Consider the following 19,397-nt stretch of genomic DNA (forward strand, 5'->3'; position numbering starts at 1 on the left):
GGATTTATACTACCAGGGTTCTGGATCAGGAGTTGTCCACTTGACCTACTTCGTTTTTTATCTGTGCGCTTTACCGCTAAAAACATAATATCATCAAAGTCGTCCTTCTAGGACGAGGCTTTAGACCCAGGTTTTTGGTAAGAAAACATTAGTTTCTGTACGTGTTTCTGTACATTTATTATAAAAATTTGTGGGTACGAGTAGACAACGACTTTTCACCTCGTGTCCCACAAGTAGAACAATCTTGACTCGTGTAGTGGTATACCCCTACTCCTCAATGAACTGAGCAATAATAGTGCGATGACGGGGACTATTGCGAGTAATCGTAGGAGTTTGAAAACCCGCCTCTACTATTGCTTGCTCAATATCCAAACTGAAGTATTCATCAAAGTATGGCTCGGTACTTTTGAGCAGCGTCAAAATATAGGGAGGCATTTTTTGATAAGCTTCGGCTTGAGGATTCATATCCATGATTGTCAAATGTCCACCAGGACGCAGCAAACGTCTTGCTTCAGCAAAAATTTGCCGAGTTGGTGACTGGGGTAATTCGTGACACATCAAGAAAATGGAGACTAAATCAAAACAAGAGTCTGGGAAGCTAGTTGATTCAGCAGCTGCGTGAACCCAATTGATTTGGCGTTGCTGCTGTTGCGATCGATAGTTGGCAACTGCTAAGAAGTAAGGAGATAAATCTACACCAGTGATTTGAGCCTGGGGGTACATGTCTTGTAAGGCAAAAGTACTCATACCCACACTGCACCCCAAATCGAGAATATCTTGTGGTGGGGTAAGAATTTGTTGCTTGAGGATATCATGGTAACTCTGACGTAGCTGGGTATCACCTTGTACTCCTGCACCAGCCCAGATAGTCGCGTGAACTGCGTAAGCAGCAACTTCAACTTCTAGAGCTGCATCCCAGCTGAGATTACCTTTGTCATAGGCGTGAAATGAAGTGACGTAGTATTCTGGGTATTTGAGTTGGGGATTTTGGACTTTTGCCAATTCGCTTTCCCAATTGTGCGATCGCAGTATCTGTACTTGTTTTCTCCAAGGCACTCCAATTTTCTCTGCCCGTTTAATCATCATTTGACGGGCTTGGTGCTTGGCAAGGTTGTACAGTGGTTTGATTGCCAGTACTCCATTTACCAAGCGCGAAGCAAATCCTGGAGTATTATTTACAGCCGTGTTCATCAGTAAAGTTGCTCAAATAGTCTGCTTTGTGTTGCAATCACACAAAAAGCCTGTTTATTTGCATCATAAACCCCAAAGCGTTTCAAAATCTCAATTGCCAAGAATTTTCTTATAGGCAAAAAACTTTAATTCTGCGGGAATTTTCGCACTTGATACTCACAGAACTCTACTATTTGAGACTGAAATCCTAATTCTTGATTAAATTTTTCATCAATAGCATCTATTTCAGCTTGAGGTATGGCTTTCCATTGTTCCCTTGTTGCCCATTGTACTATTAAAATAACCTCACCTGTGTCATGAGGATTAATCCAAACTTCTTTTCCAAGGAAGCCAGGATAACCAGCAAGTGCTGCTGTCCAAATTTCGGCGTCTTTTTGGATGTATTGTTCTCGGTGTTCAGGTGGTACTTTCACCCGCAGTAGTTCGATAATCACTCCCTTTAATCCCTGTGTAGGTTTGTCAGAATAGAGCTATAGTCTAGAGTAATTATCCTTGCAGCATTGGTTAATGGCTAGATGCAAAAGTAAGGTTCTTGTTTCTAGTGAGATAAAGATCAATAGGAATCAGGTATGGACAGCAACAACTGGATGCAGCAGTTATTAATGCTTGGTATTGGTACAACATCCTTGGTAGCAGAGAAAATGAAACAAGTGAGCGATCAGTTAGTCAAGGATGGCAAACTTGATCCTGAGCAAGCTAAAGCAGTGATGGATGATATGGTAGACCAGTTAAAATCTGAGCAAGGTAACTGGGAAGTTAACATGCAACGGCAAATGCGAAATATGATGCAAGATTTGGGCGTTGCACGTCAATCAGAAGTGGATGAATTACGGGGTAGAATTGACCGATTGGAGCGTCAGATACGAGATTTAGAAAATAAACTCTGGCGCTAGAGCATGATTGCTAATGGTTAATGATGCAATCAAAAATTAATAATTTAGCAAATTGGCAATCTAAAATCCAAAATCTAAAATCTAAAATCTAAAATCTAAGATTCCCTCTTGGTGTGCTTTCTGATTTAAACTGAGTTTTATTCCTACTGATTATGCTAAATTTTCAAACAGGCTAAGTAGGGAGGGCTGATTTTGAAAGCAATTTTATTCAGCGTGGGTTTCATGCTGGTCTGTGTTGTTGTTTTGGTATTAGCGCAAATTGGCGGTGGTAAACAAGAGTCTGCGATCGCTGTCCAACTCAAAGACGACACACCAGCACCCACTACAATGATTGAGAACAATACTTTGATTGCGAGCGATTTTATGGCTGATGCTAACTCTGAGGCTAATGTCGTTACTACCCCTTCTGGGTTGAAGTACATTGAGTTAGAAGAGGGGACTGGGGCGACTCCTCAACCAGGACAAACAGTTACAGTTCACTACACTGGTACCCTGGAAAACGGTAAAAAGTTTGATAGTTCACGCGATCGCAACCAACCTTTCAAATTTAAAATTGGTCAAGGACAAGTGATCAAAGGTTGGGATGAAGGACTCAGTACTATGAAAGTAGGTGGTCGTCGTCAGTTAATCATCCCCCCTGAGTTAGGTTATGGCGCTCGTGGTGCTGGCGGTGTCATTCCTCCTAACGCCACCTTGATTTTTGATGTGGAGTTGTTAAAAGTTAGTTGATTTTTGGTGGTTGGTTGTTGGTTTTAAATACCGAACAACTAACCACTAACCACTCGTTTGTACGGTACTCTTAAGTTTGCAAACTTGTTATTGGTTTCGATTTCATTCACTAGTATTGATCTTAAATGAGTAGCACCAAATTTCTAAGAGCCTATCAGTAGCTTCAAACTCTTTTCTACTTTGTTCAACTTCTTCAAATTCAGCTTCTGTCTCTGGAGTTATTTCTACACGTACTCCTTCATAAATAAACTTGTTTTCTGCTTCTATATATCTTGTCGGTTTGTAATAACTATTTAAAAGATTAGAGAAACCAAATTCCAAGTTATTAGGGTCTAGTGTACTGAACACCCCATCCATGTATGGTACGTGTGTTTTACCGTCTTGATAAAATTTCATTGCACAAGAATACCAAGTCAATGTTTCATTATTCATGTCTTACTCCTAATAATGAATTAGAGGAAATGCTGAAGTATAAATCAATCGAAGAGGTGGGGGAGAAAGGGAGAGGTGGGAGTACTCCCTAAGTACTAACAATTAATAATTTGGTTTAGCTAAATTTTTGAACTTCGTAAATTGTGGATCAAATAAAAGTTTGATCGTTCCAGTTGGGCCATTTCGATGTTTGGTAATATTAACTTCTGCAATACCTCGATCAGGAGTGTCGGGGTTATAATATTCATCTCTGTACAACATGATTACTAAATCTGCGTCCTGTTCGATCGATCCGCTTTCCCTCAAATCAGACATCATGGGGCGTTTATTTGTCCGCGCTTCTACTCCTCGACTCAACTGAGATAAAGCGATGACTGGAACTGATAACTCACGAGCTAAACCTTTAATACTACGAGTAATTCTCGACAATTCTTGTACACGATTGTCACCTCCTCCTTCCATTAATTGCAAGTAATCTATAATAATTAATCCTAAATCTGAACCAACTTCGGCTTGCAAACGTCGCGCTTGAGAACGCATTTCTGTAACTGTAATATTCGGCGTATCATCAATAAAAATTGGCATTTCTGAAAGCAAACCAATTGCACGACTCAAAGGTTCCCATTGAGCTTGGCTGATGCGCCCACTCCGCAAATAACCAGATTCGATTTCTGCTTCACTCGCGATTAATCGCTGTACCAATTGTTCTTTAGACATTTCTAAACTAAAAATCGCAACTGGTAGTTTATATAAAGCAGCGACATTATAACCAAGGTTCAAGCAAAAGGCTGTTTTTCCCATTGACGGCCTCCCAGCAACAATGATTAAATCAGAACGCTGAAAGCCGCTAGTCATAGCATCTAAATCATAAAATCCACAGGGAATACCTGGTAATGAAACACCTTGATGACGAGTTTCTATTTCTTCAAAAGCATTAACCAAACTATCAGAAATATGAACTAAACCAGACTGGGGACGTTCTTGAGTAACGGCGAATATTTTTTGTTCTGCTTGATCGAGAATTACTGGTAATTCGCTTTCTGTTTGATAACCTAATTGCACAATTTCATTACCAGCTTTGATTAACTGACGCCGCATATATTTTTCCATCACCAATGAGGCTAAGGCGTCAATATTAATAGCTGAAACTGTGCGATCAACCAAAGAAGCTAATTTATTTCTACCACCCACACGATGCAATAAGTCATTGTCAGCTAACCAACTAGTTACTGATAGCAAATCTGTTGGTTTACCTTGATTATGCAGAACGACAGCTGCTTTATAAATATCTTTATGGGCGTTAATATAAAAAGAATCGGCAACTAAGCGATCGCTCACCCGACTGATTGCTTCCGGGTCGAGCAAAATTCCTCCCAATATCGCTTCTTCTACTTCAATATTTTGCGGAGGTAGGCGATCGCTACCTACTCCTTGAAAATTTAGTTCTTCAGACATATATAAATTTTAGATATTAGATTAATGTAAGCTAACCCCAGCCCTAAAGGGCGGGGCTTCGTAGTAGCCCTGAGCTATCGGTACTGAGACTACAGCACAAATAGCCCGAACCTCTAGGCTGGCTTACAGACAGCCCCAATAATGCAATCATTTTCGCTCCATTCAAGTCTGCATCGCAGGATAGTCCGCAATTACCACACTTAAACCTCTTTTGGGAGCGCAAGCCAATATGCAAACAGCAGTGGCACGTTTGAGAAGTGTAGGCAGGGGGGACGGCAACAAATTCTACACCGTCCCTAAGCCCCTTGTATTCCAAAAACATCCGCAACTGATAGAACGCCCACGAGTTACTTCTACGGCGTTCTGTTTTTTTACGCGGTTTTTGGTTTGTCCACGCGCGTATGCCCGTTAAATCCTCAATAGCTACAAGTGCCTGTTCGTTCTTGGCTTGCTGAATAATTGTTTTAGAAATATTGTGGTTTACCCACGATTGAAATCGTCTCTCACGCCCCGATAGCCGTACCAAGATTTGCCGACATCTACGCCGACTAGACCTTGTGCGTGTGGAAGCTTTTTTCTGGAGAGACGCTCTTGTTTTGCTGTATCTATCTCTGGTTTCGGTTAACTGTTTCCCATCCCATGAATCGCCGTCACTGGTTGCGGCGATGTCACGACGACCAAAATCGACACCAATTACTTTTTTGGTCGGTTGTGGATCTGGAACTTCGTCTTTGAGTTGAATGTGGATATAGTACTGACCATCGCGGTGCTTGCATAATTGAGCGCTTGTGGGCTTGCGCCCTTTCAGCTTTCCGCGTTGATAGTTGCCAGCATTAATCTTGATATGTTCCCGACCCGATAGCGTGGTTAGGCTAACCGTCCAGTCTTTTTCTCTAAAAGCAAAAATCCTGGCATCATAATCAGCAGATGTGGGCTTAAACGCAATAACTGGCTTATTCTTTTGTTTAGCCGTTTTACGGTTAGCCCCAACTCTGGCACAAGCCCTGACAGCTAAATTAGCAGGCAAACCAAACTTAGCCCTCAAGTCTTCATAAACAATACCCTGAATGGTTAACTTGCTCGTTACATCAGGCTTAATTATTTGGTTGGTGTAGTTGCAGGCTTCAGCAAAAGCATGAAGCACTACTTCTAGTTTTTCAGACTGTAACTGCGTGGGGTTGAGTTTGCAAACTAGCGTCAGTACTTGTTCCATGAGTTCGACCTACTCACATTGTGATTATAATTATAGACCGATAACCCTTAATCTATGTTCCCGAAAACTTCACGGCGATTAAAATCGCCCGCGCCTTACCCCCATGTCTGTTCGCGCAGCGTTCCCGCAGGGTAGCCAGGGGCTTCCTCGGCGCGCATATATCGGTGACTATATTCTCTTATAGTCCAAAAATTTTTGATCTGTTGAATGCATAAAGACGTTGCATTGCAACGTCTTCACAACAAAACAATATATTTCGCAGTTACCAGCGATAACTGATAACTGTTCACTGATTTAGCTAGCAACAACTTGAATGTTGACTTTTGCTGTAACTTCAGTGTGTAGCTTAATTTCTGCTTCGTAAGTACCCAACCTGCTAATATCGGGTATAGAAATACCACGGCGATCTACTTCTAGTCCGGTGGTTTGTTGGATAACATCGGCTACATCTTGGCTGGTGACAGTACCAAAAATAGCTTCTTTTTCACCAACTTGTTTTGCAATATTGAAAGTACCAGCGTTTTCCAATGTTGCTTTTTGATCTTGTGCTTGTTGCTTGAGTTCTAATTGTCGTTGGCGTTCCACTTCCCGACGACGTTCTACTTGTTTGAGAATACCAGGAGTGGCAAATGTTGCCATACTTTTAGGAAGTAGATAATTACGAGCATAGCCGGGAGCTACCTCTACTAAGTCGCCGGATTTACCCAACTTGCTGACATCTTGAGTTAAAACTAACTGTACGCGTTTCGCCATTGTTTTTCTTTTTTCTGTTGTTGCCTTTAAAATCTCAATCTCTTGGGGTTTCAGCAAGATAGTTCACAATTATAGTGTAGCTTTATCCCCAACAAGCTTTTGCTTATAGCCAATAAGCCTACAGATCCTAGCGAAATGCAGGGTGCGATCGCAACACTTTTTGCAAAAAGTCATTTGTCATTTGTCATTTGTCATTTGTCGTTTGTAATTCAGTATTAAACGCGAGTTTGACAAGTTCTCGTTTGACCTCTTCCCTGACCAATGACTATTGTACAGACGCGATTTATCGCGTCTGTACTAAAATCTATCTTTCATTCCCCGTAGACGTGCAAAGGTTTGTATGGGATCATGGCTGTTAACTGCTGATTGTAATGCTGGCTGTTCCCAACGCAAAAAGGGATTTGTTAGCTTTTCAACTCCCAAAAGTGAAGGAACTGTTGCTTCTCCTCTGCTGCGAAAAGCTTTCACTTGTTCATAACGAGTTTGTAAGTCAGGATTTTCACCGTCTACAGTCAGAGCAAATTGTAAATTTTTTAAGGTGTATTCGTGAGCGCACCACACCCGCGTAGAATCAGGCAAAGAACGTAATTGACTCAGCGAGTTTACCATCTGTGTGGGCGTACCTTCAAATAACCGACCACATCCACCCGCAAACAGAGTATCGCCACAGAATAATTCCCCTGTTTCCTCTGGGTGCTGGGGAGAAAAATAATAAGCGATGTGAGCGCGGGTATGTCCGGGTACAAAGATCACTTTGCCGATTCTATCTGCAAATTGGACGCGATCGCCTGGTTGCAAAAATACTTGTTGTCCTGGAATTCTACCCCGATCCTCAATTCCACCATATACTGTCACTTGTGGAAATCTTTGTATCAATTCTTTATTACCACCGATGTGATCTAAATGATGGTGTGTATTAAAAATTGCTACGAGTTCTGCTTGAAGTTCATGAAGTTTTGTTAAAACTGGTTTTGCTTCGGCGGGATCGACAACGGCGGCGATATTTTGTTGGCGATCGCACAACAGAAAGATGTAATTATCTGAAAGTGCATCTAGACGGATTACTTGCATTAACTGTGGTTCCTTCACTAGCAATCCTATACCTAACAAAAGCTTGAGGCGAGCAGCACAAGCTATATAAATTATTTATATTTTTGTATATTATAGCCCGAATAATCTTTAAAAAGCGGAAATCAACAACCGTAATTTTACGGTAATTAGTTTTACTACTAGAAACACTGTATCAATTTATCAGTAAAATTTCTCTGGGTATAAAAGCAAAGATAAAGTTAAATTTATTTTGGTTGTTTTGCGTAGTCAAAACAGAAAAATATTTTTGCTCAAGCAGAATCAATATTTGCTTTCATCTATTAATATTCATAGTTCTCTATGAAATTAATGGCTGTCTTCTGTTGGATTAAAAATAGAGCAAATATTGCAATAAATTTGCATCTACCAAATAAAAATGAATCACAATTCCATCTACCAAACTCTTGAAAACAAATCTGAATTAACAGTGGAAACAATTGCCAATCGGATTATTAGATCAGGAGAAATGAGTCCTCAAGATCATGCATTACTCACATCTCATGTATTTACAAACGGTAAAATCGATGAAAGAGGACGCCGCCAAATTAATCGTATCTTTGACCATATACAAACAGGGCGTTTGAAATTGGTTCATTGGTAGATTATATCCAGGGTTATTTTATTCTTGGCATAACCCGCCCAGAAATAATCAAGACTGCATAGCCAAAATCTACTCTTTGTAGACTCAAAAACTATGGATTAGACGAGAATGAAATAACCATGGGCATCATTAACCCTGAATAAACATATTCTATTAATTAAAATAATGGTAAATAAAACAAGAGGATTTATCACGATATTAACAGGTCTATATTCATTTCAAGATTGCATTCATTTTTTAGCTGCTATTAGAAAATTTCATCAAGAACCAATAATTATTCTTATTGATCGCGTTCCGCAAATTTTATATCCCTTACTCACAGCTTTTAAAAATGTAATTTTAAAGCCAGCGCCAAGCAATGAGAATCCCGTTTTAGCATCGCGACTAGCAAAAATTTCTTTATATTCATTATCAGAATTTGACCAAACTATTTTTTTAGATTCAGATATTTGTTTGCTGACTAATATTAATGATGTGTTTGAAAATTTGGATAAATTTGATTTCTTGTTAACAGAAGATGTCCAACCCGCTATTACCAAAGCCACAAATTTACTCAGAGGTAATCAACAAGAAAATTTACCCAAGGTTTTGCAAATCCTACAATCTGTAGGTCTACCACTGCAAGAAAATAGTGTTCAATATAATAGTGGTTTGATCGCTTTTCGTAAAAATGAAATAGTTCAAAACTTTTTTACGGAATTTCAAAAGTATTTTGAAATTATTCAAAATCATCAAGATCAGCTTTTATTAAGAGATCAAGGGGCTTTTGCAGCTGCTATTGAAACTGTGCGTCCAAAAATTAAGGTATTACCACCTACATATAACTATTTGAGTAAGTGGAAAGACTGCTATCAAATTGAAAAAGATATTAAAGTACTTCACTGTACATACGCCTATAGACCTCAGTACGCCAAAAATATTACTAGTTCAGTATACACAAAAGTATTTGATAAATTTGCTCAATTTGTTATTCCTAATCAAGTTACTAATCCTTGGCGTGGAAAATGAATCTTTATGAAAGAAAAATCAAAAATATCAATACTAGTTTGGAATTTATCAACCAATGACGGTTATATTCGAGCATCATTACTACAAAAATCATTACTACAATTAGGGTTTGAAGTAGAAATTTTAGGTTTTTTATTCGGTAAAGAATTATATGCAGCTATTCCTACTGATGCCAAAATCTATACTGTAGAAGGTAAAAAGTATCCAGATTTTTTTAAATCCATAGGTCAAATATTAAAACGAATCGATGGAGACATTATTTACGCAATTAAGCCTCAACCAGCGAGTTTTGGAGTTGCACTTTTAAAGAAACTATATACTCGCCAACCTGTAATTTTAGATATTGATGATTGGGAAATGAGTTGGTACGGTGGCGATGATTGGCGTTATCGTCCCACATTCAAACAATTAGCTAGAGATTTAATTAAATCAAATGGTGCTTTAAGATCACCATCTCATCCTTTGTATTTGAAATGGATGGAAGGTTTTATTAATCAGGCTGATGCTGTGACTGTACATAATCAATTTTTACAGCAACGCTTTGGAGGTGTATTTGTTCCGAATGGGAAAGACACCTATTTATTTGATCCCTCTCGATATGACAGTAATGCTAGTAGAATTCGTTATGGTTTATCGGGATATAAAATCTTGATGTTTCCCGGTGTGCCAAGACCTTATAAAGGTTTAGAAGATATTCTCATGGCAGTTGAAAAAATTAATCAACCAGATTTAAAACTTGTGATTGTGGGTGGTAGTCCTTACGATAATTATGATCATCAACTTCAAGAAAAATGGGGAAATTGGATAATTAAATTACCCAAGTTTTCAGCGGATTTAATGCCGGATGTAGTAGCTGCTGCTCATATTGTTGTTGTTCCTCAACGAGATACCCCAGAAACTCGCGCTCAATTCCCTCTGAAATTAACAGATGGAATGGCGATGGCTAAACCCGTATTATCAACAAAGGTAGGAGATATTCCCGATATTTTAGGGGACACAGGATATTTAGCAGAACCTGGTTCTCCTGAAGAAATTGCCGAGCAAATTCAACTGATATTTAAAGATTTAGATGCAGCAAATGAACGTGGAAAAAGAGCTAGGGAAAGGTGCATAGAAAAATATAGTCTAGAGGCAATGGCATCTAGTTTAAAATCAGTAATTGCTCGGTTGTAAGTCTTGATAACATACATTCTAAAATTTGATTATATTTGGATTTAATAACATTTACACAAGTCAATACGCAACCGTAAAAACACGGAATAAAAACATTATAACTATTGAGTTTTTCTAAACATCACTTTTGAAGTATTTCAAACATTTAGTCAATAATCATGTTAAGAATGAGTATATTTTAATTTCACTTCCCAATGTCTACTCGGAAACTACTATTCAGATTTGCTAAACCCTATCCCGGTCTGATTGTTTTAACTATAGTATTAGGATTTTCTGGAGCTTTATTTAACGGAGTAGGTACAGCTTTAATTGTGCCTGTAATTTTAAAAATTGTGGGACAAGAAGTAGACTTGAGTAGCGCTCCTCCTATTCTGAGAGCGATTACATCTCCGTTTGATAATATGTCGGAGAATAACCGTTTATGGCTAATGTCTGGAGCAATTATATTAATAATTTTTTTCAAAAATATAGCGAGTTATGCTAGTGCTTTAACATCTAGCTATTTATCACGTCGTTTGACTTCTGATATGCGAGAAGCCGGTGTCCAGCTATTACTAGAAATAGATATAGATTATTATGCCAAGATGAAAGTTGGCGATTTAATCAATCGATTAGGGGGAGAAATTGGTCGGGCTGCGACCACTATTAGCAATACAGTTAAATTAGTAATTCTAGGAATTACGATCTTAGTTTTTTTGGGTTTACTAATATCGATTTCTTGGCAGTTAACAATTGCTGCTACTATTTTGCTATCTTTTGTGACGCTCATTAATCAGTATGTAATTGCTCGCTCTCGCACTTTTGGTAAACTGCTGAGTGAAATGTCAAAAGCATATTCAGTTGCAATTTTAGAAATTCTCAGTGGTATTCGGTTAGTCAAAGCAACAGGTAACGAAGAAAGAGAATATCAACGCATTCAACAATTTATTCGCGAGCGTGAAAAAGCCGATTTTCGATCTCAAATGAATTCGGAAGCGATCGCACCTATTAGTGAGGTGATGGGAGTTATTTCTTTATTATTAATAGTCATCTTAAGCCGTACATTTTTTAAAGAAGAAATTACTTCACTTTCAACAGTTTTACTCACGTATTTATTAATTTTACTGAGATTATTACCGTTGATTGCTCAGTTAAATACTCTCCGCAATAGCTTTGCAAATGCAACCACCAGTGTAGAAGTAACTGCTGACTTTCTGCGCCGAGATGATAAGCCTTTAATGAAAAATGGTAGTTTTACTTATATTGACTTAAATAAAAGTATTAATTTTAACCATATTTCTTTTGCTTACCCCGGTCATGAAAAAATGGTACTCAAAGATGTGGATTTATCTCTACCGCGTGGTACAACTTTAGCTTTAGTAGGTACTTCTGGCGCTGGAAAATCAACGATCGCAGACCTTTTACCAAGATTTTATGACCCGGTTTCCGGTTCTATTACCATTGATGGAATTGACATACGAGAGTTTGAAATTACATCACTACGGAAAGGAATGGGAATTGTGAGTCAAGACACGTTTTTGTTTAATGATTCGGTGCGAAACAACATTGCTTACGGACGTAGTGATGCTACCGATGATGAAATTATTACTGCAACTCAGCAGGCTAATGCTTACGAATTTATCAGTAAATTACCCCAGGGATTTGATACATTGATTGGCGATCGCGGCGTAATGTTATCGGGTGGACAAAAACAGCGTCTCGCGATCGCACGGGCTTTGTTACAAAATCCAGACATACTCATATTAGATGAAGCTACCAGCGCCTTAGATACAGTTTCTGAACGCTTAGTACAAGAAGCCATAGATGATCTCAGCCGCGATCGCACCACCTTGGTAATTGCACATCGCTTGTCTACTGTGCAGAAAGCTGATCAAATCGCCGTCTTAGATCAAGGTCGTGTAGTAGAGGTGGGAACTCATGAAGAACTCTTACAAAAAAATGGTCATTATTCCCGCTTGTACTCAATGCAATTTAGCGAACACCAAGCATCTACCAGCAAACATCAAGAAGGTTTAATTCGGATTTCTCATGAATTTCGCACACGCTTAAACTCAATGATTGGCTTGCTACTGTTATTAGTTGATAACTTAGCAGACAATCCTCAAGAAAGACAGGATTTAATCGCAGACGCTTACAAATCTGCTTTGAAAATTCTCAACATTGTTGATGTTGTTGAAGATATAGTCAACATGGAAACAACATGGAAAAATCTATCTGCTAACCAAGTGAATCAGGACAGAAATTCCCAACGCTCAAACCTAATCAGTACCGCAAAAAAGTTTCACACAGATATTAACGAAATAATTAACTATTTGCGCTTAATTGTGAATAACTTAATAGATAATCCCCAGCAAGAAAATGAATTTCTTCAACAGGCGCTACAATCTGCCATCCGGTTACTCAATTATTTAGAAACTTTTGAAGATAGTATTAAAGTGAATTGAATATGAAAACTTCTTTTGCTCAAAAACATTACGTATTTTTTTTAACAGATGAAATACCAAAGCCAGGAGCGAGCTTAGTTCAGTCTACCAACGCAGCTAATGGAGCAGCTAATTTAGGTTATTCAACTGTTTTAGCTTATCCTTCTAAAGGATTATCTGCACTTAATCCTTTAAATTTAGTTCGTCCTTTTCAACCAAGAAAAGCATCAGCAGAACTTGTGAAATACTACAATCTGCAAGATAAATTAAAAATCGCACCTTTGGCAATGCCTTGGCCTATTGATTATATTAAGGGAAAGTTGACTAATTCTAATACCATCGCCACAAAGTATTATTTACCATTTCATATTCTTTCTCAAACCAAACTTGTTCATGCTTGGAACTGGAATTTTATCAAAGCTGCTATCAAACATGGCGTTCCCGCTATTTACGAACATCATCACCATGAAGATAAAAAATTTGAGCCAGAAATCGTTAATCATCCCTTATTTCAAGTAGCTGTTACAGTTGCCGATACCGTCCGAGATGGGATGATTGCCAAAGGAATGCCAGCAGAAAAAGTGATTAAATTGCATAATGGTTACAATCACTTTTTTCTAGAAAGACAACCAGAAAAAGCTAGACAATGGCGGCAAAAATTACTTAAGAATGAACGCCAGCAACTAGTAATTTATTCAGGAGCCTTAAGACAATTTAAAGGAATTGATATTTTAATTGAGGTTGCCAAACAATTAGCAAATGTCGAATTTGTTTGTGCAGGTGGTGATGAAAAAGAAGTTGCTTACTATCAGTACTTAGCGCAACAGCAACAGGTGGATAATATCAGTTTTTTAGGTTATATCTTGCACGAAGATTTAGCATCTTTATTACAAGCAGCTGATGTTTTAGCTCATCCTCACTGTTCTGGAGAGGCTGCAACATTTACATCACCGATGAAGTTATTTGATTACTTAGCCTCTGGTAATCCGATTGTGGCGACAGAAATTCCTTCATTAATGGAGTTTAAAAATACTAACGCGATCGCTGCTTGGTGTGAACCAGATAATCCTAATAAATTTGCCGCAGCATTAAAGCAAGTATTAGAAAACTATCCTCGTAGATTAGAAGGATATCCAGAAATTCTAGAGTTTGTCAAACAATTTTCTTGGGAAAATCGCGCCGCCAAAATTCTCAGTTATGTTGATGAATCTTTGCGTCCTGAATTAATTATATAAGTATTGAACCACATAGACGCGCCAGCGGCTACTTACCCTTCGGGAACCCTTTCAGGGAACAGAAGCCACTTCGTGTCTACCCGCAGGGTAGACACTAAGACACAAAGTTGAATTCCTAACAAATAACCACTAATTATATGAAAACAATTGGCATGATTAGCAGCTATCACGCATTAGAAAAACAAGCCGATTGGCTATGGCAACAAACACCCCAACCGTTTGGTGTTTGGGGAAATATACAAATGCAATCACTAGCGTCCCAGCCAGATTTTTTACTAATGTATCAGTTTAATTTCCCTAAAACTACTCAGGAAAAATCTTGGTTAGATAACTTTCGTAAACCACAAAAATCTGAAATTAAAATTGAAAATTTCCTACGTAACGTTCCCAAAGAACAAATAATTTATTTACTACGTGAACCACCTCTAGATGAAGTTGTCGAAAAACATAAACTAGCTTATCAAGAAGCTCAAAAGTATTGTGGTTATGTGTCGGGGGCTGATGATTTTGCTCCAACTCCTGATTATATGCCTGCAATCTGGTATCATGCCAATTCCTTTCGAGATTTGGATGAAATGCCACCGCCAGCAAAGATTTCCAACTGTAGTTGGATTACTTCTGGAATTAGCCGTACTGCTAACCACCGCCAGCGTTTAGATTTTTTGCAGGCTTTACAAACTAGTGGAATTCCAGTTGATTTTTACGGACGAGATTTACAGAACTGGGTAAAATCTTCAGGTGAATTAAGTAACAAATGGTATGGCATGGCTCCGTATTATTACAATCTGGCAATTGAAAATTATAGCGGCAATAATTGGTATGTCAGTGAAAAATTATGGGATGCACTTTTAGCATGGTGTTTACCAATTTACTATGGAGGTTCTGCGGCTGATAAGTTATTACCACCCGGTAGTTTTTTGCGCTTACCTAGCTTGGATGAAAAAGGTATTAACTACATTCAAGAAATGACTAAAACTCCTGATGCTTGGCATGAGGCTAAAAATGCTATAGCTGAAGCTCGTCAAATTATTTTACATGAATTAAATTTGCTCAACTGGTTATCAAACTTTGTGAACAAGTAAGGAAAAAATATGAAAAATGGAATCTATACTTTAGCAAATGATTTAGTTTATAACCAATTAGTGGCGTTACTTAACAGTATAGAAGTTAATGCTGGCAAGGATTTGCCTGTATGTGTGATTGCCTATAATGAGCAAATAGACAAAATCCGTGCCGAAGTTGCATCTCGAAATAATGTCACTTTACTAGAAAATCCTGATATTTTTGCTCGTTGGGAAGAGTATTCTTTGAAAGTATGGCAATCTCATCCAAGTGCTATTCAAACTTGGGAAGAAAGAGGAATAAAAAAGTTTTACAGAGTAGGTGAAAATCGCCGTTACTGTGCATTTGATTTCGATAGCCTATTTGAAAAATTTATTTATTTAGATGCTGATACTTTAGTAATGCAGCCTTTAGATTTTATTTTTGAGCAGTTAGAACATCATGATTTTGTGGTCTATGATTTTCAGTATAAAGACCCTGCTCATATCTATAACTTGCAATCTCCTCAGCTTTTAGAAATATTTAATCAACAACAAATTGACTCAGAAATTTTCTGTTCTGGCTTTTACGCTTCTAAGCGAGGTATATTTCCTCCAGAACAAAGAGATTGGTTACTGTCTAAATTAAATGTAGGGGAATCAGATGTTTTATATATGTCTGCTCCGAATCAATCTGTTCTCAACTATATGAGAATGAGATCAAACGTCTCATTTTATAATTTTGCGTTGAACTTACCTGCAAACAAAGCTACTGGTTGTTGTGTCACTTCTCCGCATTTTGAAAATCAAAATTATGTTCTTTATGATCAGGGCAATAGATTAACTTATTTGCATTATATTGGTTTATCTTCCAAACTTTTTAATCGAGTTTGTGAAGGCGAAAATATTGATTTTCCCTATCGTGATTTGTTCTTACACTATCGCTATTTGCGTCAGCCAGAACAACAACCCAAGTTTACCACTAAAGCTAGAGCTTATAACGCGCCACCAAGTTTAACGACACGAATTTTTAGAAAATTAGGCATAAAAGTTGAGGTATAATTTCATGAATCGGGGAATTTATATTATTGCCAATGATAAGGTAATTGATCATGCGATCGCACTCCTCAATAGCATCAGATTATATGACCAAGAAACGCCAATTGTCATGATTCCTTATGATGACAATTATCACAACATTGCCAACATCCTCAGCAAACATTATCAAGTCAGAATTTATGAAGATTTAGAGTTCATTGACCGACTGTCTCATAAATTACATGAAAGTTTCGGTGGTAAATTCTTCGCACGACCAAATCAATTTCGCAAACAAGCTTGTTGGTTTGGCCCTTTTGATCAATTCTTGTACATTGACACAGACATAGTTGTTTTTGAAAAAATTATAGATAATCTCAATTATCTCAATCAAGTAGATTTTATCTGTTGTGACTATCAACATCTAGGTGGTATTAAAAATGTATTTAATTCCAAAATTTTAGAAGAAAAAATCTTTACTGAAAATCAACTTCAAGATATTTTTAATGGTGGTTTCTGGGGGTCTAAGAAAAATCTGATTTCTGAACAAGATTTGTATGAAACCTTTGCGGAATGTGCTGCTCATCCTGAATACTTTGATTTTTCTCAAAAAACATCTGACCAACCAATTATCAACTATATGCTTCTCAAACGCATTCCTCGTCGTTTTAATATAGTTCGTCGTGAGGGGAAAGCACCAGGAAATTGGGCGGGAAGTCCGAATTTTCAAACTCAGGAACATGTACTATTTGATCCAACAGTAAATCAACCCCTACAATATTTACATTGGGCAGGTATTCGCATTCAACCAGGTTGCCCTTATTGGGAAATTTGGGAACATTACCGCAATCTCAATTCAGCTTTACCACCAGCAGATATTTACGCACCTGTTAATAAAAATCAGTGGGAAACTAGATTGGAGAATTTGAAGAAGCAATTGCGACAACTTAAGGCTAATTTGTAGCAGAAAATTGGAAGTTAGGCAAAAAATAATGTTTGTTTATCGAACACGGATTTTCTATATCACATTTGGTTAATTAACCACTGCATTGCACTTTCCACATCGCTGACTTTCTCTCCTACTGGAGTCGGTGGACGCTTCACCATTACCACCTTAATCCCCATCTCCCGCGCCGCAATTATCTTGGCATAAGTCGCATCACCACCGCTATTCTTGCTTACCAAAGTATCAATTTGATGTTCGATTAACAGTTGACGTTCGTTGTCTAAAGCAAAAGGGCCGCGATCGCACAATATCATCCCTGGTGGAACCAATGCATCAGCCGCAGGTGGATCAATCAATCGCATCAAAAACCAAATATTATCTAATCTGGCAAAAGGTGCAAGTTGCTGTCTACCGATAGTCAAAAATACCCGTTTGGCAAATTCCGGTAACACACTCGCAGCAATTTCCACACTATCAACCTCTATCCACTCATCTCCAGGAACTTGTAGCCATGCGGGACGAATAAACATCAAATGAGGGATATTACAACTAACAGCAGCACTAGACGCATTCCAAGATATTTGGGCTGCAAACGGATGAGTAGCATCAATTAGCAAATCTATTTTCGCTTCATGCAGATATTCAAGCAAACCAGCTTCCCCACCAAAACCACCAATCCGCACCATTCCCGTAGGCGCTTGCGGGTTACGAGTGCGACCTGCTAAAGATGTAATCACCTCTATTTGCTCAATCACCGCAGCTTTAGCCGCTAACTCAGCAGCATCACCCGTTCCACCAAGAATAAGAAGACGTTTTACATTGGTCATTTGTCATTTGTCACCCATGTCTCCCTGCTAAGAGTTCCCCTATCCCCTATCTCCAGCAATTCCGTTGCTTGTGAATCTTGACTAATAATCTCACCTTTACGGTCAAACAATACGGTACCAACTTTCAAGCTAACATTTGCATACTTCTGCACATAAGCTGTGGCTTTCTGACTAATTTTTTCAGCCAGTTTCCCAAACACTAATTCTGACAATCCTAGTTCAGTTAATTTTTTGTGTGCTGCATCGGCGGTTTTGGCTTCTAAAACTGCGCTTACAGCCTGTAAATCACCACCAACGGCTACTACAGCAGCACTAATTATTTCTAATTTAGCATCTGCTAAATGACTGGAAGTATTGAAAATACCACCTGCTAGCTTAATTAGTTTACCTTGATATCCCAACAACAAAACAGAATTTGCATGGTAGAGTCCAGCTTCTACAAGCATGGCACCAATCCAGTTACCAGTTTGTGCGATCGCTGACTCTGGTATACCTAAACGTTGAGCAACTTGCATACCATTGCTACCTATACAAAATACTAAATCAGTACAATCCCTGACTTTAGTTTGCAATGATTGGCGAAATTCTTCTAGATGATCAGCCGCAGACAAGGGTTGAGAAATACCACTAGTTCCCAACAATGACAGTCCCTCTAAAATCCCAAAAGCCTCGTTAGAAGTGCGTTGTGCTAATTGGCGACCTTCGGGAAGAATAATCGACACTGTTAATGTTTGCTCTGGAGGAATCAGGGGTAGTAAATTCGCATCAAACAAACGACGAGCATAGCTATAAATTGCTGCTTCCCCAGCAGCTGTTTTTCCCAAACCTTCGCCAGCTTCCAAAACCAAAGCTTGAGACTGTCGTTGTGACAATCTCACCCAAGCCCAAATAGGTGTATTTCTAGTCAAATCTAAATTATCACCAGGGTCACTAAGAGTAATAGCTAGGGCGCTATGTGGTTCTAGGATTGCTACTTGAGAAATGGGAATTTCTGCTTTTCCGGGTAGCAGATCAATTTCAACGGATAGCTGTGAGTTGATCTTGCTACTTAGATGTAGCAAAGCAGCCTTAGCAGCAGCTACTGCAAATACTGGTAGAGTGTAACCTGTGCGAGCCATAAGTATATATGTAGTGTAGACACTCGTAAGAGCGGCTTCGGTGTAGAGTAGACTTTAGCTGAAACAGCAAGAAGCCTCACACCTCCCTTACGGGTAGGTGTTGAGATGAATTGTGAGCGAGGCGACGACAGTTTCCCGACCTATGCGTCAGCGCGGAAGGGAAACATGGAGGAGACAAGCAAAAAATTTTGTTTGCACCCATAAATTTGATAGAATAGATGTGGTTAACTTCACCC

At 38.6% G+C, this 19,397-nt stretch carries 19 protein-coding genes; 10 read left to right on the forward strand and 9 right to left on the reverse strand.

Features of this window, described 5'->3' with window-relative positions; genetic code table 11:
- Nucleotides 1–267: 267 nt before the first annotated feature.
- Together ACE1AT_RS06100 and ACE1AT_RS06105 are read right to left on the reverse strand one after the other, a co-directional pair.
- Nucleotides 268–1,191 carry a class I SAM-dependent methyltransferase gene (locus tag ACE1AT_RS06100; RefSeq protein WP_374866392.1) on the reverse strand — a complete coding sequence of 308 codons (924 nt, stop codon included), beginning with the start codon at nucleotides 1,189–1,191 and terminating at the stop codon, nucleotides 268–270.
- Between the two features lie 125 nt (nucleotides 1,192–1,316).
- Complete coding sequence (locus tag ACE1AT_RS06105; RefSeq protein ID WP_374866393.1) at nucleotides 1,317–1,625, reverse strand: TIGR03792 family protein; 309 nt, start codon at nucleotides 1,623–1,625, stop codon at nucleotides 1,317–1,319.
- Nucleotides 1,626–1,760: 135 nt separating this feature from the next.
- On the opposite strand from ACE1AT_RS06105, the gene ACE1AT_RS06110 reads away from it, so the two are divergent.
- Together ACE1AT_RS06110 and ACE1AT_RS06115 are read left to right on the forward strand one after the other, a co-directional pair.
- The gene (locus ACE1AT_RS06110; protein WP_017308854.1) at nucleotides 1,761–2,084 is read left to right on the forward strand and encodes a phasin family protein; all 324 of its coding nucleotides are present in this window, start codon (nucleotides 1,761–1,763) and stop codon (nucleotides 2,082–2,084) included.
- Nucleotides 2,085–2,276: 192 nt separating this feature from the next.
- On the forward strand, nucleotides 2,277–2,813 hold the full coding sequence (locus ACE1AT_RS06115; RefSeq protein ID WP_374866394.1) for an FKBP-type peptidyl-prolyl cis-trans isomerase: 537 nt from the start codon (nucleotides 2,277–2,279) through the stop codon (nucleotides 2,811–2,813).
- A gap of 102 nt (nucleotides 2,814–2,915) precedes the next feature.
- Here the strand turns inward: ACE1AT_RS06115 and ACE1AT_RS06120 are convergent, their stop codons facing one another.
- The 5 genes from ACE1AT_RS06120 to gloB form a co-directional block, all read right to left on the reverse strand.
- Nucleotides 2,916–3,245 (reverse strand): hypothetical protein, encoded by a 330-nt coding sequence (locus tag ACE1AT_RS06120; RefSeq protein ID WP_374866395.1) that lies wholly within the window; start codon nucleotides 3,243–3,245, stop codon nucleotides 2,916–2,918.
- A 102-nt stretch (nucleotides 3,246–3,347) separates the two neighbouring features.
- Nucleotides 3,348–4,700, reverse strand: coding sequence for a replicative DNA helicase (gene dnaB / locus ACE1AT_RS06125; protein WP_374866396.1), 1,353 nt, complete (start codon nucleotides 4,698–4,700; stop codon nucleotides 3,348–3,350).
- 43 nt (nucleotides 4,701–4,743) lie between these two features.
- The gene (locus ACE1AT_RS06130) at nucleotides 4,744–5,913 is read right to left on the reverse strand and encodes an RNA-guided endonuclease InsQ/TnpB family protein (protein WP_374866397.1); all 1,170 of its coding nucleotides are present in this window, start codon (nucleotides 5,911–5,913) and stop codon (nucleotides 4,744–4,746) included.
- Nucleotides 5,914–6,207: 294 nt separating this feature from the next.
- On the reverse strand, nucleotides 6,208–6,666 hold the full coding sequence (rplI, locus tag ACE1AT_RS06135; RefSeq protein ID WP_374866398.1) for a 50S ribosomal protein L9: 459 nt from the start codon (nucleotides 6,664–6,666) through the stop codon (nucleotides 6,208–6,210).
- Between the two features lie 297 nt (nucleotides 6,667–6,963).
- Nucleotides 6,964–7,737, reverse strand: a complete 774-nt coding sequence (gene gloB, locus ACE1AT_RS06140) for a hydroxyacylglutathione hydrolase (protein WP_374866399.1) — start codon at nucleotides 7,735–7,737, stop codon at nucleotides 6,964–6,966.
- A 394-nt stretch (nucleotides 7,738–8,131) separates the two neighbouring features.
- On the opposite strand from gloB, the gene ACE1AT_RS06145 reads away from it, so the two are divergent.
- The 8 genes from ACE1AT_RS06145 to ACE1AT_RS06180 all read left to right on the forward strand — a co-directional run bounded on the left by ACE1AT_RS06145 (nucleotide 8,132) and on the right by ACE1AT_RS06180 (nucleotide 17,234).
- Nucleotides 8,132–8,356, forward strand: a complete 225-nt coding sequence (locus ACE1AT_RS06145; protein WP_374866400.1) for a hypothetical protein — start codon at nucleotides 8,132–8,134, stop codon at nucleotides 8,354–8,356.
- Nucleotides 8,357–8,521: 165 nt separating this feature from the next.
- Nucleotides 8,522–9,364, forward strand: a complete 843-nt coding sequence (locus tag ACE1AT_RS06150; RefSeq protein WP_374866401.1) for a hypothetical protein — start codon at nucleotides 8,522–8,524, stop codon at nucleotides 9,362–9,364.
- A 6-nt stretch (nucleotides 9,365–9,370) separates the two neighbouring features.
- Entirely contained in the window at nucleotides 9,371–10,537 is a 1,167-nt protein-coding gene (locus ACE1AT_RS06155) for a glycosyltransferase family 4 protein (RefSeq protein WP_374866402.1), read from the forward strand.
- A gap of 194 nt (nucleotides 10,538–10,731) precedes the next feature.
- Complete coding sequence (locus ACE1AT_RS06160; protein WP_374866403.1) at nucleotides 10,732–12,981, forward strand: ATP-binding cassette domain-containing protein; 2,250 nt, start codon at nucleotides 10,732–10,734, stop codon at nucleotides 12,979–12,981.
- Nucleotides 12,982–12,983: 2 nt separating this feature from the next.
- On the forward strand, nucleotides 12,984–14,195 hold the full coding sequence (locus ACE1AT_RS06165; protein ID WP_374866404.1) for a glycosyltransferase family 4 protein: 1,212 nt from the start codon (nucleotides 12,984–12,986) through the stop codon (nucleotides 14,193–14,195).
- A 137-nt stretch (nucleotides 14,196–14,332) separates the two neighbouring features.
- Nucleotides 14,333–15,277 (forward strand): glycosyltransferase family 10 domain-containing protein, encoded by a 945-nt coding sequence (locus tag ACE1AT_RS06170; RefSeq protein ID WP_374866405.1) that lies wholly within the window; start codon nucleotides 14,333–14,335, stop codon nucleotides 15,275–15,277.
- A 9-nt stretch (nucleotides 15,278–15,286) separates the two neighbouring features.
- On the forward strand, nucleotides 15,287–16,297 hold the full coding sequence (locus ACE1AT_RS06175) for an Npun_R2821/Npun_R2822 family protein (RefSeq protein ID WP_374866406.1): 1,011 nt from the start codon (nucleotides 15,287–15,289) through the stop codon (nucleotides 16,295–16,297).
- A 4-nt stretch (nucleotides 16,298–16,301) separates the two neighbouring features.
- The gene (locus ACE1AT_RS06180) at nucleotides 16,302–17,234 is read left to right on the forward strand and encodes an Npun_R2821/Npun_R2822 family protein (protein WP_374866407.1); all 933 of its coding nucleotides are present in this window, start codon (nucleotides 16,302–16,304) and stop codon (nucleotides 17,232–17,234) included.
- Between the two features lie 59 nt (nucleotides 17,235–17,293).
- On the opposite strand, the gene ACE1AT_RS06185 is transcribed toward ACE1AT_RS06180, so the two are convergent.
- Entirely contained in the window at nucleotides 17,294–18,043 is a 750-nt protein-coding gene (locus tag ACE1AT_RS06185) for a cobalt-precorrin-6A reductase (RefSeq protein ID WP_374866408.1), read from the reverse strand.
- The gene (cbiD, locus tag ACE1AT_RS06190) at nucleotides 18,040–19,161 is read right to left on the reverse strand and encodes a cobalt-precorrin-5B (C(1))-methyltransferase CbiD (protein ID WP_374866409.1); all 1,122 of its coding nucleotides are present in this window, start codon (nucleotides 19,159–19,161) and stop codon (nucleotides 18,040–18,042) included. The genes ACE1AT_RS06185 and cbiD overlap by 4 nt, the downstream gene beginning before the upstream one ends.
- Between the last annotated feature and the right edge of the window lie 236 nt (nucleotides 19,162–19,397).

The organism is Pelatocladus sp. BLCC-F211 (assembly GCF_041928655.1).
Lineage (GTDB): Bacteria > Cyanobacteriota > Cyanobacteriia > Cyanobacteriales > Nostocaceae > Pelatocladus.

Coding starts and splice junctions, on each gene's coding strand:
- ACE1AT_RS06100 (WP_374866392.1), bottom strand. CDS start 1,191: ATGAACACGGCTGTAAATAATACTCCAGGATTTGCTTCGCGCTTGGTA.
- ACE1AT_RS06110 (WP_017308854.1), top strand. CDS start 1,761: ATGGACAGCAACAACTGGATGCAGCAGTTATTAATGCTTGGTATTGGT.
- ACE1AT_RS06120 (WP_374866395.1), bottom strand. CDS start 3,245: ATGAATAATGAAACATTGACTTGGTATTCTTGTGCAATGAAATTTTAT.
- dnaB (WP_374866396.1), bottom strand. CDS start 4,700: ATGTCTGAAGAACTAAATTTTCAAGGAGTAGGTAGCGATCGCCTACCT.
- ACE1AT_RS06130 (WP_374866397.1), bottom strand. CDS start 5,913: ATGGAACAAGTACTGACGCTAGTTTGCAAACTCAACCCCACGCAGTTA.
- rplI (WP_374866398.1), bottom strand. CDS start 6,666: ATGGCGAAACGCGTACAGTTAGTTTTAACTCAAGATGTCAGCAAGTTG.
- gloB (WP_374866399.1), bottom strand. CDS start 7,737: ATGCAAGTAATCCGTCTAGATGCACTTTCAGATAATTACATCTTTCTG.
- ACE1AT_RS06145 (WP_374866400.1), top strand. CDS start 8,132: ATGAATCACAATTCCATCTACCAAACTCTTGAAAACAAATCTGAATTA.
- ACE1AT_RS06150 (WP_374866401.1), top strand. CDS start 8,522: ATGGTAAATAAAACAAGAGGATTTATCACGATATTAACAGGTCTATAT.
- ACE1AT_RS06155 (WP_374866402.1), top strand. CDS start 9,371: ATGAAAGAAAAATCAAAAATATCAATACTAGTTTGGAATTTATCAACC.
- ACE1AT_RS06160 (WP_374866403.1), top strand. CDS start 10,732: ATGTCTACTCGGAAACTACTATTCAGATTTGCTAAACCCTATCCCGGT.
- ACE1AT_RS06165 (WP_374866404.1), top strand. CDS start 12,984: ATGAAAACTTCTTTTGCTCAAAAACATTACGTATTTTTTTTAACAGAT.
- ACE1AT_RS06170 (WP_374866405.1), top strand. CDS start 14,333: ATGAAAACAATTGGCATGATTAGCAGCTATCACGCATTAGAAAAACAA.
- ACE1AT_RS06175 (WP_374866406.1), top strand. CDS start 15,287: ATGAAAAATGGAATCTATACTTTAGCAAATGATTTAGTTTATAACCAA.
- ACE1AT_RS06180 (WP_374866407.1), top strand. CDS start 16,302: ATGAATCGGGGAATTTATATTATTGCCAATGATAAGGTAATTGATCAT.
- ACE1AT_RS06185 (WP_374866408.1), bottom strand. CDS start 18,043: ATGACCAATGTAAAACGTCTTCTTATTCTTGGTGGAACGGGTGATGCT.
- cbiD (WP_374866409.1), bottom strand. CDS start 19,161: ATGGCTCGCACAGGTTACACTCTACCAGTATTTGCAGTAGCTGCTGCT.